The sequence below is a fragment of the Flavobacterium sp. 83 genome (assembly GCF_000744835.1).
In the GTDB taxonomy this organism is placed as follows: domain Bacteria; phylum Bacteroidota; class Bacteroidia; order Flavobacteriales; family Flavobacteriaceae; genus Flavobacterium.
The window spans coordinates 2170881-2189446 of record NZ_JQMS01000001.1 but is presented as its reverse complement, the minus strand read 5'-3'; the positions used below and the strand labels follow the sequence as shown (position 1 = coordinate 2189446).

Below are 18566 nucleotides of genomic sequence, written 5' to 3'. Positions count from 1 at the left end.
TTTTTTTATTCTAAAGACATAGTAATTTGGCCATCATCTTCTAATTGAATATCAGCACCTCTGGCATACGTTTGCCCTTTTACTTCTAATTCTTCTGGAATAATTTCCACAGGAACTTCATAAGGCAAGGATTCTAATAGATTAACTTGTTTCAACTTATCGGCGGTTAATTGATTTCCTAAAGCTTTAAATCCTTTTAAAGCGATAAAAGATTCAATATCCACCGTCATATTTTCTTTTTGTACTCCTTTTACTTTCGTAAAAACTAATTCCGCTACAGGACGATAATCAGTAGATACAATTTCGAGATGTGAATTAGCATGTTCCGTGATAAAACTTTCCTCTTTATTTTCGGTTTCAACCAAGAAACGTTTGATATAATACCGTTGTTTTTCACCATCATAGTAGATCGCAGAAATTGGTTTTTGGGGAATCCATTTTTCCAAAACCACCATATCTCCATCAAAATGCGTAGATAATTCAGGCGTAATTACTTTTAATTTCCCAGATTGAGATATAATTAGAATCTTATCGCTTGGTCTGAATTCGCCCAACAACTCACCTCTACCATCTACATTTAGTCTTTGGACAGTATCATCAAACCAAACTTTTCGTGGCAATAAAGTCGAAATCCCTTTTTCTTTCAGTTCAATTTTCTTGATTGGATATTTAGTTACTAAATTCCCTTTAGAAGCACGACCTTTTATGGCTAAACTGGCAAAATCTATATCGAATTTCAATTTTTTAACACTTCCAACCTGACGTAATAATATGGTAATCACCTCAGCTTCCCCATTTGGATTACAAGAGAAATACACTACTTGAGAACCTGCAGTTTCATTGGTTAAATCGTAGGCTTTATCACGAGTAACTCCAGAAACATTGAATCGTTTAATATAAGAAGGACCTGATTTTCCATCACGGTAAATCATATTGTAAATCGTACGCTTATCACTTTTGTCAAAAATTGCAATGTGAATAATATCTTTACCCACAAACGTTTTAGCATCAACTTTGGTAATCATCATTTTACCATCTCGCAGAAAAACAATTACGTCATCAATATCAGAACAATCCGTAACGTATTCGTCTTTTTTCAAGCTTGTACCTACAAATCCCTCTTCTTTATTGACGTATAATTTTGTGTTTCTCAAAACTACTTTGGTAGCTTCGATATCATCAAAAATACGTAGTTCAGTTTGGCGTTCCCGTCCTTTACCGTATTTCTCTTTTAACTTAGTAAAATAGGCAATTGCAAAATCTATCAGATGTTCTAAATTGTGTTTTACCTGTTCAATATCACCTTCAAGCGCTTCAATTTTGTCCTGCGCTTTATTGCTGTCAAATTTAGAAATGCGCATGATTCGAATATCCAATAAACGCAGAATATCTTCTTCGGTAACCGCTCTTTTTAAGTGTTTTGTATGTGGTTTCAAACCATCATCAACGGCTTTAATTACCGTTTCTCGAGTCGTCATTTCTTCAATGTCACGATAGATTTTATTTTCGATAAAAATACGTTCCAAAGAAAGAAAATGCCATTGTTCCTCCAATTCACCCAACTGGATTTCGAGTTCGCTTTTTAAGAGCTGAACGGTTCTATTTGTTGAAATTCTCAACATATCCGAAACACCAATAAACAATGGTTTGTTATCCTCAATCACACAGCCTAATGGAGCTACCGAAGTTTCACAAGCCGTGAAAGCAAACAATGCATCAATTGTTTTATCTGGTGAAACACCTGGAAAAAGGTGAATTAATATCTCTACCTCAGCAGCGGTATTATCCTCAATTTTCTTGATTTTGATTTTCCCTTTATCATTCGCTTTCAAAATACTGTCAATCAAAGTCGTCGTATTAGTCGAAAACGGAATTTGCGAAATTACTAAGGTATTTTTGTCTAACTGTGCAATTTTGGCACGTACACGAACACGTCCACCGCGTAATCCATCATTATAATTGGACACATCAGCAATACCTTGTGTCAAGAAATCAGGATATAAGGTAAATGGTTTTCCTTTTAAAATTTTAATTGACGAATCAATTAGTTCATTAAAATTATGAGGTAAGACTTTAGTCGAAAGCCCCACAGCGATTCCCTCTGCGCCAGAAGCCAATAATAATGGGAATTTTACAGGCAGATTATTAGGCTCTGCACGACGACCATCGTAAGAAACGCCCCAATCCGTAATCTTTGGAGAATACAAAACTTCTAAGGCAAATTTAGACAAACGTGCTTCAATATAACGAGAAGCCGCAGCACCATCTCCCGTTAGGATATTTCCCCAGTTTCCTTGACAATCAATCAATAATTCTTTTTGTCCTATTTGCACCATTGCATCACCAATACTCTGATCTCCGTGTGGGTGATACTGCATGGTGTGCCCTACTACATTAGCTACTTTATTATAACGACCATCATCTAATTCCTTCAAAGAATGCATGATACGACGTTGCACCGGTTTAAAACCATCCTCGATAGCAGGAACGGCACGCTCCAAAATCACATAAGAAGCATAATCCAAAAACCATTCCTTGTACATTCCTGTAACCTTGGTAATAGTATCATTTTCATCTTCTTGATTTTCGTAAAAATGCTGTCCTTCAAAAGATTTTTTATCTACATTAATAATCTCATCCGAATCATTTTCTTCTTGATTTTCATCAATAGAATGATCCTCCGAATTATTTTCTTCGTTTGCTGGAATTATGTTATCGTCTTCTTCGTCTTTCATTTATTTATCCTATAGTAATATTGGAATAATTTCTTTAAATATTTATACTACTCCTTTTCCAAAACATCTAATTCTACCTTCAAATTTTTGATGATAAATTCCTGTCTGTCTGGTGTATTTTTCCCCATATAGAAGGACAATAATTGCTCAATCGAAGTGTTTTTATCCATCATAATTGGGTCAAGACGAATGGTTTCTCCAATAAAATTTTTAAACTCATCCGGAGAGATTTCTCCCAATCCCTTAAATCGAGTGATTTCTGGTTTTGGTTTTAATTTTTCCATTGCCTCTTTTCGCTCTTCTTCAGAATAGCAGTAAATAGTTTCTTTCTTGTTTCGGATTCTAAAAAGTGGAGTTTGTAAAATATACAAATGCCCTTCTTTTATTAATTCAGGGAAAAACTGCAAGAAAAAAGAAATTAACAATAACCTAATGTGCATTCCATCGACATCGGCATCCGTTGCAATTACAATGTTGTTATACCGCAATTTTTCTAGACCATCCTCAATATCAAGTGCTGCTTGTAACAAATTGAATTCTTCATTTTCATAAACAATTTTCTTGCTCATTCCATAGGAATTCAGTGGCTTTCCACGCAAACTAAAAACTGCTTGAGTGTTCACATCACGCGATTTGGTAATCGATCCGGAAGCCGAATCTCCCTCAGTGATAAAAAGGGTACTTTCCAGACTTTTAGGATTCTTGGTATCTGTAAGATGGGCTCTACAATCCCTTAATTTTTTATTATGAAGATTTGCTTTTTTGGCACGATCAGTCGCTAATTTCCTAATACCTGATAATTCTTTTCGCTCTCTTTCGGCTTGAAGAATTTTACGCAATAATGCATCCGCAGTTGCTGTATTTTTGTGTAAATAATTATCTAACTTCGTTTTCACAAAATCATTTACAAAAGTACGAACAGATTGCATTCCTGGTTCTGAACCCATATCAGTCGAACCTAATTTAGTTTTGGTTTGCGACTCAAAAACGGGCTCCATAACCTTGATGCTTACCGCACTTACAATAGATTTTCGCACATCTGAAGCTTCGAAACTTTTATTATAAAACTCTCTAATGGTTTTTACAATTGCTTCCCGATACGCTGCTAAATGCGTTCCTCCTTGTGTGGTATTTTGTCCATTCACGAAAGAATGGTATTCTTCACTATATTGTGTTTTACTATGCGTTAAAGCAATCTCAATATCCTCCCCTTTTAGGTGAATAATTGGATATTCCAAATCATCGGCATGAATGGTTTCTTCCAATAAATCTTTCAGACCATTTTCAGAAAAATATTTTTCGCCATTGAATAAAATGGTCAAGCCATTGTTTAAGTAACAATAGTTTTTAAGCATTTTAATTACATATTCGTATCTGAATTTGTAATTTTTAAAAATCGCTTCATCTGGAATAAAACTAACCTTAGTTCCTTTTCGTTTGGTTGTATCTATAATGTCTTCTTCAAGAACTAGATTTCCAGCAGAAAATTCGGCAGCTTTTTGTTTTTCGTCTCGAACGGATTCTACACGGAAGTAATTTGACAAAGCATTAACAGCTTTTGTCCCTACTCCATTTAAACCAACGGATTTCTTAAATGCCAAAGAATCATATTTTCCCCCGGTATTCATTTTGGAAACTACATCAATCACTTTTCCTAATGGAATTCCACGACCATAATCCCTTACAGTAACCGTTTTATCTTTAATAGTCACCTCAATTGTCTTACCAGCCCCCATGACGAATTCATCGATACAGTTATCGAGTACTTCTTTTAGAAGAATGTAAATACCATCATCTGGAGAGGAACCATCGCCTAGTTTCCCAATATACATTCCGGGACGCATGCGAATATGCTCTTTCCAGTCGAGCGACCGAATATTATCTTCGGTATATTGATTTTGATCGGACATTGTAAATTTTGTGGATTTTGTGCTAATGTAGTGTAATTCGATAAAATTTAAAATAGGAAGCCATCAAAGTTATTAAGAATGATATTGACACCGGATTTTAGAATTTAGATTGCAGATTTTTGATTTCAGATTGGCTTCTAAATATTGAAATTGATTTTTAAAATTGTAATTTAAATTCCTTTTATAATCTCCCTAAGTTGTGTATCTAATTCGGGATTTGAAATTTCCCCTTTTTCTACATCAAAATTAGCATCAAAGCTAGGCAAGGAAAATGTTGCTTTTATAACTGCACCATAACGAGGAAAGGCATTTTTTGCAATTTCTAATACTGACGCCCCACCTCTGCCACCTGGTGAAGTAGCCATAAGCAGCATTGGTTTCTTCTGAAAAACTTCTCCAGTAATCCTGGAACACCAATCAAATACATTTTTGAAAGCTGCTGAATAATTTGCATTATTTTCAGCAAGGGAAACTACCAAAATATCAGCAGTGGCAATTTTAGCCAAGAATGCTTTGGCAAGTGCGTGCTGACCGATTTCTTTTTCGATATCTACGGTAAATATTGGCATTTGAAAATCATTTAAATCCAACACTTCTACTTGGGAATTTTCAAAAAGATTTGCTGCGTAAGTTGCTAATTTTTTATTAATTGAGTTTTTGCTGGGGCTACCGCCAAAAGCGATTATTTTCATGATACTTTATTTTTACTAAAAGTACTAAAAATAAAATAGTGACAAAATAATTAACCTCAGATTTACCGAAATCGAATTTACCCCAGATTAAAACGGAAAACTGGATTAGGTTCATAAAAAAAGTCGAAAGCTATAGTAACTTTCGACTTTATGAATTTGAATTAAGACTTTTACTTAGACATTAAAACGGAAATGCATCACATCACCATCTTTAACGATATATTCTTTTCCTTCTACTTTGAATTTCCCTGCTTCTTTACACTTAGCCTCTGATCCGTATTGAACGAAATCTTCATAAGCAATAACTTCGGCACGTATAAATCCTTTTTCGAAATCAGTATGAATCACTCCTGCTGCTTGTGGAGCGGTTGAACCAATATTTATAGTCCAGGCACGAACTTCTTTCACTCCCGCAGTAAAATACGTTTGTTGTTTCAATAATTTATATGCCGCACGAATCAATACCGAAGCTCCAGGCTCAGTCAATCCCATATCTTCTAGGAAAACCTGACGCTCTTCATAGCTTTCTAATTCAGTAATATCAGCTTCCGCACCTACAGAAAGAATAATTACCTCTGCATCTTCATCTTTAACTAATTCCCGAACCTGATCTACATATTTATTTCCGCTAACTGCTGAATTTTCATCTACATTACAAACATATAAAACTGGTTTTGCAGTAATCAATTGAAAACCTTCCATTAAGACTTCTTCATCATTGTTTTGTGGAGTTACAGTTCTGGCAGATTTTGCTTGAAGCAAAGTTTCTCTAATTCTGTCTAAAAGCGCTTTTTCGGTTTGTGCTTCTTTATTTCCTGTTTTAGCAGCACGATTTACTTTTTCCAAACGTTTTTCAACGTTTTCTAAATCTTTCAACTGCAATTCGATATCAATCGTTTCTTTATCACGTATTGGATTTACATTCCCGTCAACGTGAACAATATTATCATTGTCAAAACAACGTAAAACATGAATAATGGCATTACATTCTCTTATATTTCCAAGAAATTGATTTCCTAATCCTTCCCCTTTACTAGCCCCTTTTACTAATCCTGCAATATCAACGATATCAACAGTTGCCATTTGTACGCGTTCTGGTTTTACCAATTCTTCCAATTTTTCAATTCTTGGATCTGGTACATTTACAACCCCTATATTCGGTTCAATAGTACAAAAAGGAAAGTTAGCACTTTGTGCTTTTGCATTAGATAAACAATTGAATAATGTTGATTTTCCAACATTAGGTAATCCTACAATTCCTGCTTTCATATGTAGATAATATTTTATTTTTACTATAACATGACATCATCAATCTTACTATTTTATATACTTATAAAACACGAAAATTTAGGTCTGTTTTTTATTTTCTTATAACGGAATTCCGTCATTTTTCTGGTCTTTACTTTAAAAGTTTGCAAATATAATATTTTAATAAATGTAAGGTGATATAATCAGAACATTAATTGTCAACCAAAGCATTTAAACAAATAGAATTTCATATTTAAAATCAAATAAATTATTTCATGAATAATTTTACTACCAAATTTTAAATAATTAGCACAATTTTATAAAATTCTGAACGACATACTAATATTTTGTTAAAAAAAAATTATATTGCAACCGATTTCAAACCAAACAAAAACCAAAAACAACAATTTATGAAAAAATTTGCATTATTATTATTCCTACTGAACGTCACGATTCTTTTTGCACAAAAAGAAATCTCTGGTGTCGTAAAAGACAATGCCGGTGCTGCATTACCAGGTGTTAACATTATCGAAAAAGGAACTAACAACGGTGTCTCAACTGATATCGACGGAGCTTACAAAATTAAAGTTAAAGAAGGGGCTACTTTAGTTTTTAGCTATGTAGGTTTCAATAAAGTAGAAAAAGCAGCTACAAGCGCTACAATAAACGTAGTATTAGCTGAAGAAGGCGGACAAAATCTTCAAGAAGTTGTAGTTACAGGAACAAGAACTGCTCCCAGAAGTAACACAACAACAGCACTTCCCATTGATGTGTTGTCTTCAAAAGATTTGACTTCAACAGGGCAAGCAACTTTTGACAAAGCCTTACAATACAAAATCCCGTCGTTTAACACAGTTCAAACACCTGTTAACGATGCAACTTCATTACTTGATCCTTATGAAATTAGAAATATGGGACCAAGCAGAACTTTAATCCTTATCAACGGGAAACGTAAAAACTTAAGTTCTTTACTATATGTACAAACGTCTCCAGGACGTGGTGAAACAGGAGCAGATATTTCTGCAATACCTACAGACGCAATCGAAAGAGTTGAAATCCTTCGTGATGGTGCATCTGCACAATACGGTTCTGATGCGATTGCAGGGGTAATGAATATTATCTTAAAAAAGAATACTAACGGTGGATCTGTTACTGTAAGAAGCGGAATTACTTCTGAAGGTGATGGAGAAATGATAGGTGTAAGTTTAAACAACGGTTCTACTGTAGGAGACAAAGGATTTGTAAACTATACTGTAGATTTCTCAAAAGTTAATTTATCTAACAGACCAGGCAAAGTTGATGCTGCAGGAGATGCAGGAGATTTTGGAGCTTCTCTTTCAGATGTTCAAGCTTTTCTTGCAAAAAAACCAGATGCAGGAAACATAAATGGCTCTCCTGAAACTGCTGCCGCTAAATTCTTAGTTAATGGTGGAAGCGAATTAAGCGAAACTTCTCAAATCTATTACAACGCAGCTTATGTTTACAAAAAAGTAAACTCATTTGCTAACTACAGAACCCCTTACTGGAGAACATTATCTGATTATCCTTTCTTAAAAGATTTCTTTGGAAATGGAACACCAACCTCTTATTTAGGTTATGTACCTACATTTACTGGAGATTTAAATGATTACAATGGTACATTAGGATACAAATCAACAAAAAATGATTGGAATACGGATGCAAGTATCACTGTAGGTGGAAATACACAAACTTATACCGTTGAGAACTCTTTCAACAGATCTGGTATTCAAGATGCTGATGGAAATAACGTTTACTTAGAAAACAGCCCAATCGCATTTAAACCAGGAGGAACTTCTTTCAACCATATTGTAGGTAACTTAGATATCTCTAAAGTATTATCAGAGAAAGTAAGTATTGGTTTTGGTTCAGAGATTAGAACAGAAACTTTTGAAGTTACTGAAGGAGACAAAGCTTCTTGGGATGGAATTGGAGCAGATTCATTTGCTGGTAACAGACCTGAAAATTCAGGAAAATGGAACCGTTATAATTTAGGTGCTTATTTTGATGTTGCATATGATGTTACTAAAGATTTCTTAGTAAACGGAACTGTACGTTACGAGGATTATAGCGATTTTGGAGGAGCTACAGTTTGGAAATTAAGTTCAAGATATAAATTTGCTGATGACAAAATTACAATAAGAGGTTCTCTTTCAACAGGATTCAGAGCACCAACATTGCACCAGATTTATACTCAAAAATCACAATACTCATTTGTACCTGGACAAGGAATTCAAGTAAGTGGTATTATAAACAATGTTTCTCCACAAGCTCGTCAATTGGGAATCAAACCATTAGATGCTGAAAAATCAACTAATATTACTGTAGGAATTGGAGCAAAACCAAGTAAAAACTTTAATTTCACAATCGATTATTACAACATTAAAGTTGAGGACAGAATTGTTTTAGGAGATAAAGTAGAAACTCAATTTGGTACAGTTGCCTGGTTTGAAAATTCATTTGACTCAAGAACATCCGGTTTAGATGTGGTTGCTAACTACAGTAACATCATGTTAGGAACAGGAAAATTAGGATTCAATTTATCAGGAAACGTTACTTTTCAAAATGAAAGAATCTCTCCTGTAAAAAGCGGTAATTTTGGACAAACACTAGAATCATTAATGTTTACTTCTAGACCCGACACTAAATGGATTTTAGGAGCTAATTACAAAATAGGAAAATTTGATTTCTCACTTAACAACACTTATTTTGGAAAAACTACATTTAATCAAGATGGTTTAAATGCTAATTTAAAAACAGAGTTTATTCCAAAAATCGTTACTGATTTAGGAATTAATTTCTCTGCTACAGACAAATTGACTTTAGCTCTGAATGTAAATAATTTATTAAATATTTTACCAGAATGGAAATTCGTAGCTGAAAATGCTGCTGGAACAACACTTTTAAATGATCCTGCACAAGTTAAAAATCAATTCAATTTGATTACTTTCAACGGTCGTTATGCAAATACTACTTATGATGGATCACACTTTAGTCAATTAGGAACTATGTTCAATTTATCTTTGAACTATAAATTCTAATTTGATTTTGAATAATTTAAAAGGGCTGTCGAGAGATAGCCCTTTTTTTATTTGGTTTATTTTTCATAAATTTAGTACTTTATATAACTATCATGACAAATCTTTATGACGGAAAAATGGCCGCAATTTTTGATGCCATGTACCAAACCTTCATTGATTATGATGAAGAATACCAATTCTACAACCATTTAATTAAAGAAAATAACTGCACATCCATAATGGAACTTGGCAGTGGCACCGGTAATCTTGCTAAAAGATTTCAGCAAAACAATCAAGAATATATTGGCATGGATTATAGCCATAGCATGATTACAATTGCCAAAGAAAGAAATAAGAGCTGTACTTTCATTCATGGAGACATGAGGCAATTCGAATTGGAAAAACCAGTCGATTCAATACTGATTACAGGTCGTTCCACTAGCTATTTAATAACAAATGACGATGTAAACAGTACTTTTGATTCTATTCATAAAAACCTCAATCAAGATGGAATTGTTATTTTTGATTTTATAGACGCCAATAGGTTTATTCCGTTTGTAAAAGAAAATCAAGTTATAATTCACAAAGCGGAATATGATGGAATACTGTATTATAGAAACAGCAACTGGAAAACAACTCTTTCAGATAATTTCATGTTAGAGTGGACTGCACAATATTACACCTTAAGAAATAATGACAAAGAAATAATTGCCGACGATTTTTCTACATTACGAGTATTTACCTTAAATGAAATACAATTATTTTTATATTTAAATAATTTTGAAATCATTAAAACAATCGACAGAAAAACATATGCTTATGATACTTATGTAATTGTTGCCAAAAAAAAATCCTGAGACACTAACTCAGGATTTTTTTTATAAGAATTTGCAAACTATTCGTTATGCAAAAAAGATTGTCTATTTAGTAATGTTTCTTCGGTCTCAACGTGATTATCATCAGGAATACAACAATCTACAGGACATACCGCAGCACATTGTGGTTCGTCATGAAAACCTTTACACTCGGTACACTTTCCTGGAACGATGTAATACACTTCATCAGAAATAGGAGTTTGCGCTTCATCAGAATCAACTTCTGTACCATCAGGTAAAATCACTTTCCCTTTAAGTTTTGTTCCATCTTTATATCTCCAATCATCAGCTCCTTCATATATTGCTGTATTTGGACATTCTGGTTCGCAAGCACCACAATTGATACATTCATCTGTTATTATAATTGCCATATTTAATAGTCTTAAGGTTTGAAAGTGTAAAGTCCTAAAGCTTAAAATATATCAAAATCTTTTGATTTGACAACTTTTTGACTTTCGACTTTATTATGCTTATTTTTGTGCAAAATTACAATCAAAACTATTCATATCCAAGTTACTTATGTTACAAAACGAAAAAAAACGAAGTTTTATCGAATTAGGAAAGTTTTTAAGTCAATTTTCAGAAAATAATACTTCTAAGAATTCAACTGTTTTACATAACGATGTATTTTTTGATGATTTTATCGCGTTGATAAAATTATCACAATCTCATAATGGATGGTATACGCCTGAACAAGTTTATTTTTCTATTCAATCTTGGGCTGAAGCACTAACAGAAGAAAATTTAAATCAATGGCTTTCTACCTATGATTTTCAAATAAACACACCTAAAAACATTGCATTAATTCTTGCCGGAAATATACCGCTGGTTGGGTTTCATGATTTTTTGTCGGTATTAATAACAGGACATAATGTACTAGTAAAAACATCCTCGAATGACCAACATTTATTGCCTTTTTTAGCTAAATATATTATAGCCGTTGACTCTGATCTGGCTAATAAAATCACTTTTGTAGAAGGTAAATTAGAAAATTTTGATGCCGTAATAGCAACTGGAAGCAATAATACAGCCCGTTATTTTGAATATTACTTTAAAGACAAACCTTCCATAATACGAAAAAGTAGGAATTCAATTGCTGTTTTGAATGGAAATGAAACTAAAGAACAATTAAGCGCTTTAGGTGAAGATATATTCCGATATTTCGGCTTAGGTTGTCGTAATGTTTCTAAAATTTTTGTCCCAAAAGGATATATTTTTGATGGTTTTTTTGAAGCTATATTTGAGTATCAAGACGTTATCCATTACGAAAAATACGCTAACAATTATGATTACAATAAAGCCGTTTTCCTGATGAGTAATTTTAAATTATTGGATAATGGATTCTTGACCATAAAAGAAGATAAAAGTCATGCCTCCCCAATTTCTAGTGTGTTTTATGAATTTTACGATGATATCACTGATTTACAAATACGATTACAATCTGAAAGTGAGCAAATTCAGTGTATTGTAAGTGATAACATTATAGAAAACAGCATTGATTTTGGACAAACCCAAAAACCTAAATTATGGAATTACGCAGATAACGTGGATACTATTTCGTTTTTGTTAACAATATAGTCTAAAATTGTTTAATTTTTTCGAATTATTTAACGCTTTTTAAACTCCTATTACCGAAATTTGCACTTTAATTTTTTGGACTTAAACTACACCATGAAAAAACACAACTACAGCGCAGGACCTTGTATTTTACCACAAGAAGTTTTTGAAAAATCAGCTCAAGCTATTTTAAATTTCAACAATTCTGGTTTATCCATTTTAGAAATTTCGCACAGAAGCAAAGACTTCGTTGCCGTTATGGATGAAGCAAGAGCTCTTGTTATTGAACTTTTAGGCCTTGAAGGCAAAGGATATCAAGCTTTATTTCTTGCTGGCGGAGCTAGTTTAGAATTTATTATGGCTCCTTATAACTTGATGAAAGAAGGTGGAAAATCTGCTTATCTTGATTCAGGAACATGGGCATCAGCAGCTATAAAAGAAGCAAAACTTTTTGGTGATACTGTTATTGTCGCTTCATCAAAAGAAGAAAATTACAATCATATTCCAAAAGGATACACAGTACCTTCAGATGCTGATTATTTCCACTGCACAAGTAACAATACTATTTTTGGTACACAAATGAAGGAATTCCCGTCACTTGATATGCCAATTGTATGTGATATGAGTTCTGATATATTTTCAAGAGAATTAGATTTTTCTAAATTTGATTTGATTTATGCAGGAGCTCAAAAAAATATGGGTCCGGCAGGAACTACTTTGGTTGTTGTGAAAGAGGAAATTTTAGGTAAAAATGGCAGAATAATCCCAAGCATGTTGGATTACGCTAAACATATCAAAGCAGAAAGTATGTATAATACGCCACCTGTTTTCCCTGTTTACGCATCTTTATTAACTTTGCAATGGTTGAAAAACCTTGGAGGTGTGGCTGCAATTGAAAAAATAAATAATGCTAAAGCAGCATTACTTTATGGAGAAATTGACAGAAACCCATTATTCAAAGGAGCTGCAGCTGTTGAAGATCGTTCTAACATGAATGCTACTTTCTTATTGAATGATGCTGCTCATGCAGAAACATTTGATGCAATGTGGAAAGCGGCAGGAATATCTGGTTTACCAGGACACCGTTCAGTAGGTGGTTACAGAGCTTCTATGTACAATGCGCTTCCGTTAGAAAGCGTTCAGGTATTAGTAGATGTAATGGCAGCATTGGAAGCTAAAGTTTAGTTTTCAGTTTTACAAAAAACACCAATTGAATTCTGGATACCTAGCCCCGATTGAAATGTAAATCCTTTTATGTTTTTTCTTTAAAAACATAAAAGATTGCAATGGAAAGCGGGAAATAGCTCCAGAAAAATAAAATAATAAATTAAATATGAGGATAGGATTGCTTCATTCCTCGCAATGACATAAAAAATGAAAGTATTAGCCAATGACGGAATTTCTAAAAGTGGAATTCTAGCTTTAGAAAAAGGTGGATTTGAAGTTATAACTACAAAAGTAGCGCAAGAACAAGTGGCTAATTTTGTAAATGAAAACAATGTAAGCGTTGTTTTGGTGCGTAGTGCTACCAAAGTTCGTAAAGACATTATTGACGCTTGCCCAGGATTAAAAATTATTGGTCGTGGTGGTGTAGGTATGGATAATATTGATGTGGACTATGCTAAAAGCAAAGGAATTCACGTAATCAATACTCCAGCTTCTTCATCAGAATCAGTTGCAGAATTAGTTTTTGCACATTTATTTTCTGGTGTACGTTTTTTACATGATTCTAACAGAAATATGCCTCTTGAAGGAGATACAAACTTTGAAGGTTTGAAAAAAGCATATGCAAACGGAATCGAATTAAGAGGAAAAACTCTTGGTGTTGTAGGAATTGGACGTATTGGTCAAGCTACTGCTAAAATGGCATTAGGTTTAGGCATGAAAGTGATTGCTGCTGATATGTTTATCCCACAAGTTGATGTAAAAGTTGAATTTTTTGACGGTCAATCAATCACAACAACTATCGTTTCTCAATCATTGGAATCTTTATTCAAAGAAGCTGATTTCATAACATTACACGTTCCTGCTCAAGATGGCTACATCATTAATGAGGCAGCATTAGCAATAATGAAAGACGGAGTAGGTATTGTAAACTGTGCTCGTGGAGGTGTTATTGATGAAGTTGCATTAGTAAAAGCATTAGACAGCGGAAAAGTATTGTTTGCTGGATTAGATGTTTTTGAAAACGAACCAACTCCAGAAATGACTATTTTGATGAATCATAAAATCTCAATGACTCCTCATATTGGAGCTGCAACAGGAGAAGCACAAGATAGAATTGGTACTGAATTAGCTTCACAAATTATCAGTATATTAGGCTAGTAATTTTGTATTAAATAGTAAAAAGGGATTCATTAACTGGTGTTTAATGAATCCTTTTTTTTATTAAATTTGATTTCTAATCTAAATCAAATGACATGTTTGAACAATTAACACAATTAGCACAACAGTTTGGTGTCGAATCCGTTGTTAAAAATAACGCTATTCCAAACGAGCATAATGAAGCTGTAATGACTGAAGCCAGCAGTTCTATTTTTTCCGGATTACAAAAAATAGTTTCAGAAGGTGGAGCTGACCAGCTTGCAGGTTTATTTCAAGGAAACAACGCGCAAGACAGTTCAAATCCTGTGGTTCAAAAATTAACAGAGCAACTTACTGGAAGTCTGGGAGAAAAATTTGGTATAAATAATGAAACTGCCTCTAGTGTAGCGGGAAGCTTAATTCCTCAAATTTTAGGTTCGTTAGTCAATAAAGCCAAAAATCCAAATGATTCCAGTTTTCAAATTTCTGATATTATTGAAGCTATTTCTGGTAATAGCGGACAAAATGCTGGGATTATGGATGCTATTACAAAATATGGTGGTCAATTTGGCTTAGACCAAAATGCAGACGGTAAAGTAGATATAAGTGATGCTATGTCAGCAGTAACCCAAAAAGGTGGCGGACTAGGAAGCATACTTGGTAAGCTCTTTGGAAAATAATAGAAATAGAACTATTTATATAAAATCATTTACTCTTAGTAGTTGATTTTTTTTTATTAAAACACTGATAACTAACCTTTTATTTTTGTAACTTTAATATTCATATTTTTTATCATGAAAAATAGTATTTATATATTAGCAATTATTTTGGTTTCTCTTTTTAGTTGTAAAACTCCTAAACCTTCTTTTTCTAAAACTGATAAAACAATCCCGACGCAAAGTGACACCGTAAGAATTGCCAATGATGAACTTAAATACGAAGTAGTAATAATTGACCCCGGTTTTAGCACTTGGCTTAATTCAAGAGCCTACCCCAGAGACTATTATTCTCAAAGCTATTTAGAAAGCAAAAATCAATTATACATAAGCGAATGGAACAGCCGCGTTTTACAACCACAGCTCTACGATCCTAATCTATACGAAATGCAAATTAGTTATGATTCAAATATTAATTATGGATACGAAGTAAATTATCTAATTTATAATTACTTTATTTATTTTCAAAATACCTACAAACAAAAATTATTTGGTGTAGTTCCTCCAAGATAATGTCACTATATTTGTAATCATTATAAATAAAGATGAGCGATTTAAAAAAACGTTGGGGAATTGAAACCAATTTCCAACTTACAATTATATTTATTGTTTTTGCAATCACGGGTTCTGCATCGGCTTGGTTATCAAAACCTTTTTGTTTTTGGTTGGGAATTACAAAATCAGACTTAGGTCATTGGTTTACACCCGTCCGATTATTATTAATATTCCCAATATATCAAGTACTTTTAGTCTTAATAGGATTTATTTTCGGACAATTCAAATTCTTTTGGGCATTCGAAAAGAAGATGCTAAAACGAATGGGATTAAGATTTCTTTTTAAAGAATAAAAAAAACACCTCCGTTAAGAAGCGTTTTTGTTTTTTATATAATAATTATAAATCCATGTCAAGGTAAAAGTGGGAATTATATCTGAAAACGGTAATATTTCTTCTAAAAAAGTAACCACTCCACCTACTTTACCAACACTTCCTTTATACATCGTTGTTATCAAATAGCCAGCAATTGGTGCCCAAACCACATCAGAAAATTCTCCAACGAAAGGAACGGTAAACGATAACATCCCAATTCCGTCAAATAATAAACCCAGAAAAAGATTTCTACTTTTATTATCAGTTTCTATAGCTTGTACTTTTTCCATAATTATTTTTTAGAATTGTTTATTATAAAAACATACAAATCTAATGCCAATTAATGCTTGAGTTTGTCTTTAAATATTTTCTTTAATTTGTCGATTTTTGGTGTAATTACATAACTGCAATACCCTTGTAATTTATTCTCATTGTAATAATTCTTATGGTAATCCTCTGCTTCATAGAATACTGTAGCCGATGAAACTGCGGTAACAATTGGCTCTCCAAAAGTACTTTCTTTAGTCATTAAGTGAATATACGCTTCGGCTAAATCTTTCTGATTTTCATTATTATAAAATATTTCACTACGATATTGCGTACCAATATCGTTACCCTGACGGTTCAAAGTAGTAGGATCATGTGTTGCAAAAAATATTTCTAACAATTCACCATAACTTATTTTATTAGGATCAAAAGTAATTTGAATCGCCTCAGCGTGACCAGTATCGCCATTACAAATGGCTGCGTAAGTAGGATTAATTGTTTGTCCGCCTATATAACCTGAAACCACTGCTTTCACTCCATTCAATTCTAAAAAAACTGCTTCAGTACACCAAAAACACCCACCGGCAAAAGTGGCAACTTCCATTCCTTGTTCCATTTACCTATATTTTATTCGTTAACAAAAAATCTAAATTTTGATTATTACAACCAATTATCTAAACCCAAATTTAATCTAATATTAGGAATTGATTAATCCATATTAACTAAAGTTTATAATTTGTGAAAGGAAAATATATTGTGAACCATTTAATAATCATTAAAATCTTTGTTTCTTTGTGAAAATAGTTTCAAAATGATAAAAGTCAAAAATCTACATAAATATTACGATCAACTACATGTGTTGAAAGGAGTCGATTTACACATTCAAAAAGGGGAGATTGTCTCTATCGTGGGTGCTTCGGGTGCAGGAAAAACAACTCTTTTACAGATTCTTGGAACTTTAGACAAACCAACCATTGAAAGCGGAATCGAATTACGAATTAATGATGAAGATATTCTGACTATGAACGACAAAAATCTGTCCAAATTCAGAAATATAAATTTAGGTTTCATATTCCAATTTCATCAATTATTACCTGAATTTACGGCGTTAGAAAATGTTTGTATTCCCGCTTTTATTGCCAATAAATCCAAAGTAGAAACAGAAATAGAAGCCGAAAAACTCCTAACCTACCTTGGTCTGTCCCATCGTATGAACCACAAACCCAATGAACTTTCGGGCGGTGAACAACAACGTGTGGCTGTCGCAAGGGCCTTAATCAACAAACCCGCAATAATTTTTGCTGATGAACCATCAGGAAATCTCGATACTGCATCTGCTGAAAACCTACACCAATTATTTTTCAAATTGCGTGATGAATTGGGACAAACTTTCGTGATTGTTACTCACAATGAAGACCTTGCCAATATGGCCGATAGAAAATTAGTAATGGTTGATGGATTAATTAGTAATTAAAGACAAAAGTTTTAGGTTTAAAGTTCATGGAGACTAAGAACCGCTTTAAGGATTAAACTTTAAACAAAAAATGAATTCTTCAGAACTCAAATCATTTCTTGACGAAAAAGTCATACAGTACAACACACTCGAATTCATAGAAAGTGACCCAGTACAAATTCCGCATTTATTCTCGCAAAAAGAAGATATCGAAATTGCAGGTTTTCTTAGTGCTACAATCGCTTGGGGAAATCGCAAAATGATTATCAAAAACTCCCATAAAATGTTGGATTTAATGGGAAATGCTCCTTATGATTTTGTTATGTCACATACCGAAAATGATTTGGAACGACTAGAAGCTTTTGTTCATAGAACATTTAACGGACAGGATTTTGCAAGTTTTATCACAAGCTTAAAAAATATTTATCAAAACCATAATGGCTTAGAATCCGTATATGCTAAGAACCAAGAGTTAAAAACTATGCAAAACAGCATCTCGGAATTCAAAAAGACATTCTTCGAAATTCCACATCAGTACAGAACCGAAAAACATATTTCAGATCCCTTGAATAATTCTGCAGCAAAACGAATCAACATGTTTTTGCGCTGGATGGTGCGTCAAGACAACAAAGGAGTCGATTTTGGAATCTGGAAAAGTATTTCACCTGCTTCATTATCCTGCCCTCTGGATGTGCATTCCGGCAATGTAGCTCGAAAATTAGGATTGCTTACAAGGAAACAAAACGACGGAAAAGCTGTAGCGGAATTAGACACAAAACTTCGTGAATTCGATGCAGCTGATCCAGTGAAATATGATTTTGCTTTATTTGGACTAGGCGTTTTCGAAGGATTTTAAATCATTATTTAACATCATAATAGCTTACAAAATAATCACTTATTTA

Annotated in this window: 17 protein-coding genes; 10 read left to right on the top strand and 7 right to left on the bottom strand. The window is 33.3% G+C overall.

Going from position 1 to position 18566, the window contains the following annotated elements; all coding sequences use genetic code 11:
* Nucleotides 1–5: 5 nt before the first annotated feature.
* The 4 genes from T410_RS09615 to ychF all read right to left on the bottom strand — a co-directional run bounded on the left by T410_RS09615 (nt 6) and on the right by ychF (nt 6606).
* Nucleotides 6–2735 (bottom strand): DNA gyrase/topoisomerase IV subunit A, encoded by a 2730-nt coding sequence (locus tag T410_RS09615; RefSeq protein WP_035671014.1) that lies wholly within the window; start codon nt 2733–2735, stop codon nt 6–8.
* 47 nt (nt 2736–2782) lie between these two features.
* Nucleotides 2783–4645, bottom strand: coding sequence for a DNA topoisomerase IV subunit B (locus tag T410_RS09610; RefSeq protein WP_035671012.1), 1863 nt, complete (start codon nt 4643–4645; stop codon nt 2783–2785).
* Between the two features lie 170 nt (nt 4646–4815).
* Nucleotides 4816–5337 carry an NADPH-dependent FMN reductase gene (locus T410_RS09605; protein ID WP_035671010.1) on the bottom strand — a complete coding sequence of 174 codons (522 nt, stop codon included), beginning with the start codon at nt 5335–5337 and terminating at the stop codon, nt 4816–4818.
* Between the two features lie 174 nt (nt 5338–5511).
* Nucleotides 5512–6606: a redox-regulated ATPase YchF gene (gene ychF, locus T410_RS09600; RefSeq protein WP_035671007.1), complete on the bottom strand. Its 1095-nt coding sequence runs from the start codon at nt 6604–6606 to the stop codon at nt 5512–5514.
* Between the two features lie 389 nt (nt 6607–6995).
* Here ychF and T410_RS09595 point away from each other — a divergent pair, with 389 nt between their 5' ends.
* Nucleotides 6996–9644, top strand: a complete 2649-nt coding sequence (locus tag T410_RS09595) for a TonB-dependent receptor (RefSeq protein WP_035674328.1) — start codon at nt 6996–6998, stop codon at nt 9642–9644.
* A 92-nt stretch (nt 9645–9736) separates the two neighbouring features.
* Nucleotides 9737–10480, top strand: coding sequence for a class I SAM-dependent methyltransferase (locus tag T410_RS09590; protein WP_035671004.1), 744 nt, complete (start codon nt 9737–9739; stop codon nt 10478–10480).
* Nucleotides 10481–10518: 38 nt separating this feature from the next.
* Here the strand turns inward: T410_RS09590 and T410_RS09585 are convergent, their stop codons facing one another.
* Nucleotides 10519–10869 (bottom strand): 4Fe-4S dicluster domain-containing protein, encoded by a 351-nt coding sequence (locus T410_RS09585; RefSeq protein WP_035671001.1) that lies wholly within the window; start codon nt 10867–10869, stop codon nt 10519–10521.
* A 148-nt stretch (nt 10870–11017) separates the two neighbouring features.
* On the opposite strand from T410_RS09585, the gene T410_RS09580 reads away from it, so the two are divergent.
* The 6 genes from T410_RS09580 (at nt 11018) to T410_RS09555 (ending at nt 15923) form a co-directional block, all read left to right on the top strand.
* Complete coding sequence (locus T410_RS09580; RefSeq protein ID WP_035670998.1) at nt 11018–12076, top strand: acyl-CoA reductase; 1059 nt, start codon at nt 11018–11020, stop codon at nt 12074–12076.
* Between the two features lie 93 nt (nt 12077–12169).
* Complete coding sequence (gene serC / locus T410_RS09575; protein ID WP_035670995.1) at nt 12170–13240, top strand: 3-phosphoserine/phosphohydroxythreonine transaminase; 1071 nt, start codon at nt 12170–12172, stop codon at nt 13238–13240.
* A gap of 189 nt (nt 13241–13429) precedes the next feature.
* Complete coding sequence (locus T410_RS09570; protein WP_035670992.1) at nt 13430–14380, top strand: D-2-hydroxyacid dehydrogenase; 951 nt, start codon at nt 13430–13432, stop codon at nt 14378–14380.
* A 95-nt stretch (nt 14381–14475) separates the two neighbouring features.
* Nucleotides 14476–15039: a DUF937 domain-containing protein gene (locus T410_RS09565; RefSeq protein ID WP_035670991.1), complete on the top strand. Its 564-nt coding sequence runs from the start codon at nt 14476–14478 to the stop codon at nt 15037–15039.
* A 114-nt stretch (nt 15040–15153) separates the two neighbouring features.
* Nucleotides 15154–15588 carry a DUF6146 family protein gene (locus T410_RS09560; RefSeq protein ID WP_035670989.1) on the top strand — a complete coding sequence of 145 codons (435 nt, stop codon included), beginning with the start codon at nt 15154–15156 and terminating at the stop codon, nt 15586–15588.
* Between the two features lie 32 nt (nt 15589–15620).
* Complete coding sequence (locus tag T410_RS09555; protein ID WP_035670986.1) at nt 15621–15923, top strand: DUF6787 family protein; 303 nt, start codon at nt 15621–15623, stop codon at nt 15921–15923.
* Nucleotides 15924–15937: 14 nt separating this feature from the next.
* On the opposite strand, the gene T410_RS09550 is transcribed toward T410_RS09555, so the two are convergent.
* Together T410_RS09550 and msrA are read right to left on the bottom strand one after the other, a co-directional pair.
* Entirely contained in the window at nt 15938–16234 is a 297-nt protein-coding gene (locus T410_RS09550) for a hypothetical protein (protein WP_035670984.1), read from the bottom strand.
* Between the two features lie 50 nt (nt 16235–16284).
* Nucleotides 16285–16827: a peptide-methionine (S)-S-oxide reductase MsrA gene (msrA, locus tag T410_RS09545; protein ID WP_035670982.1), complete on the bottom strand. Its 543-nt coding sequence runs from the start codon at nt 16825–16827 to the stop codon at nt 16285–16287.
* A gap of 195 nt (nt 16828–17022) precedes the next feature.
* On the opposite strand from msrA, the gene T410_RS09540 reads away from it, so the two are divergent.
* Nucleotides 17023–17685: an ABC transporter ATP-binding protein gene (locus T410_RS09540; protein ID WP_035670980.1), complete on the top strand. Its 663-nt coding sequence runs from the start codon at nt 17023–17025 to the stop codon at nt 17683–17685.
* 70 nt (nt 17686–17755) lie between these two features.
* On the top strand, nt 17756–18520 hold the full coding sequence (locus tag T410_RS09535; RefSeq protein WP_035670978.1) for a TIGR02757 family protein: 765 nt from the start codon (nt 17756–17758) through the stop codon (nt 18518–18520).
* Nucleotides 18521–18566: the final 46 nt, after the last annotated feature.

Coding starts and splice junctions, on each gene's coding strand:
- T410_RS09555 (WP_035670986.1), top strand. CDS start 15,621: ATGAGCGATTTAAAAAAACGTTGGGGAATTGAAACCAATTTCCAACTT.
- T410_RS09540 (WP_035670980.1), top strand. CDS start 17,023: ATGATAAAAGTCAAAAATCTACATAAATATTACGATCAACTACATGTG.
- T410_RS09595 (WP_035674328.1), top strand. CDS start 6,996: ATGAAAAAATTTGCATTATTATTATTCCTACTGAACGTCACGATTCTT.
- ychF (WP_035671007.1), bottom strand. CDS start 6,606: ATGAAAGCAGGAATTGTAGGATTACCTAATGTTGGAAAATCAACATTA.
- T410_RS09570 (WP_035670992.1), top strand. CDS start 13,430: ATGAAAGTATTAGCCAATGACGGAATTTCTAAAAGTGGAATTCTAGCT.
- serC (WP_035670995.1), top strand. CDS start 12,170: ATGAAAAAACACAACTACAGCGCAGGACCTTGTATTTTACCACAAGAA.
- T410_RS09615 (WP_035671014.1), bottom strand. CDS start 2,735: ATGAAAGACGAAGAAGACGATAACATAATTCCAGCAAACGAAGAAAAT.
- T410_RS09550 (WP_035670984.1), bottom strand. CDS start 16,234: ATGGAAAAAGTACAAGCTATAGAAACTGATAATAAAAGTAGAAATCTT.
- T410_RS09560 (WP_035670989.1), top strand. CDS start 15,154: ATGAAAAATAGTATTTATATATTAGCAATTATTTTGGTTTCTCTTTTT.
- T410_RS09585 (WP_035671001.1), bottom strand. CDS start 10,869: ATGGCAATTATAATAACAGATGAATGTATCAATTGTGGTGCTTGCGAA.
- T410_RS09590 (WP_035671004.1), top strand. CDS start 9,737: ATGACAAATCTTTATGACGGAAAAATGGCCGCAATTTTTGATGCCATG.
- msrA (WP_035670982.1), bottom strand. CDS start 16,827: ATGGAACAAGGAATGGAAGTTGCCACTTTTGCCGGTGGGTGTTTTTGG.
- T410_RS09580 (WP_035670998.1), top strand. CDS start 11,018: ATGTTACAAAACGAAAAAAAACGAAGTTTTATCGAATTAGGAAAGTTT.
- T410_RS09605 (WP_035671010.1), bottom strand. CDS start 5,337: ATGAAAATAATCGCTTTTGGCGGTAGCCCCAGCAAAAACTCAATTAAT.
- T410_RS09535 (WP_035670978.1), top strand. CDS start 17,756: ATGAATTCTTCAGAACTCAAATCATTTCTTGACGAAAAAGTCATACAG.
- T410_RS09565 (WP_035670991.1), top strand. CDS start 14,476: ATGTTTGAACAATTAACACAATTAGCACAACAGTTTGGTGTCGAATCC.
- T410_RS09610 (WP_035671012.1), bottom strand. CDS start 4,645: ATGTCCGATCAAAATCAATATACCGAAGATAATATTCGGTCGCTCGAC.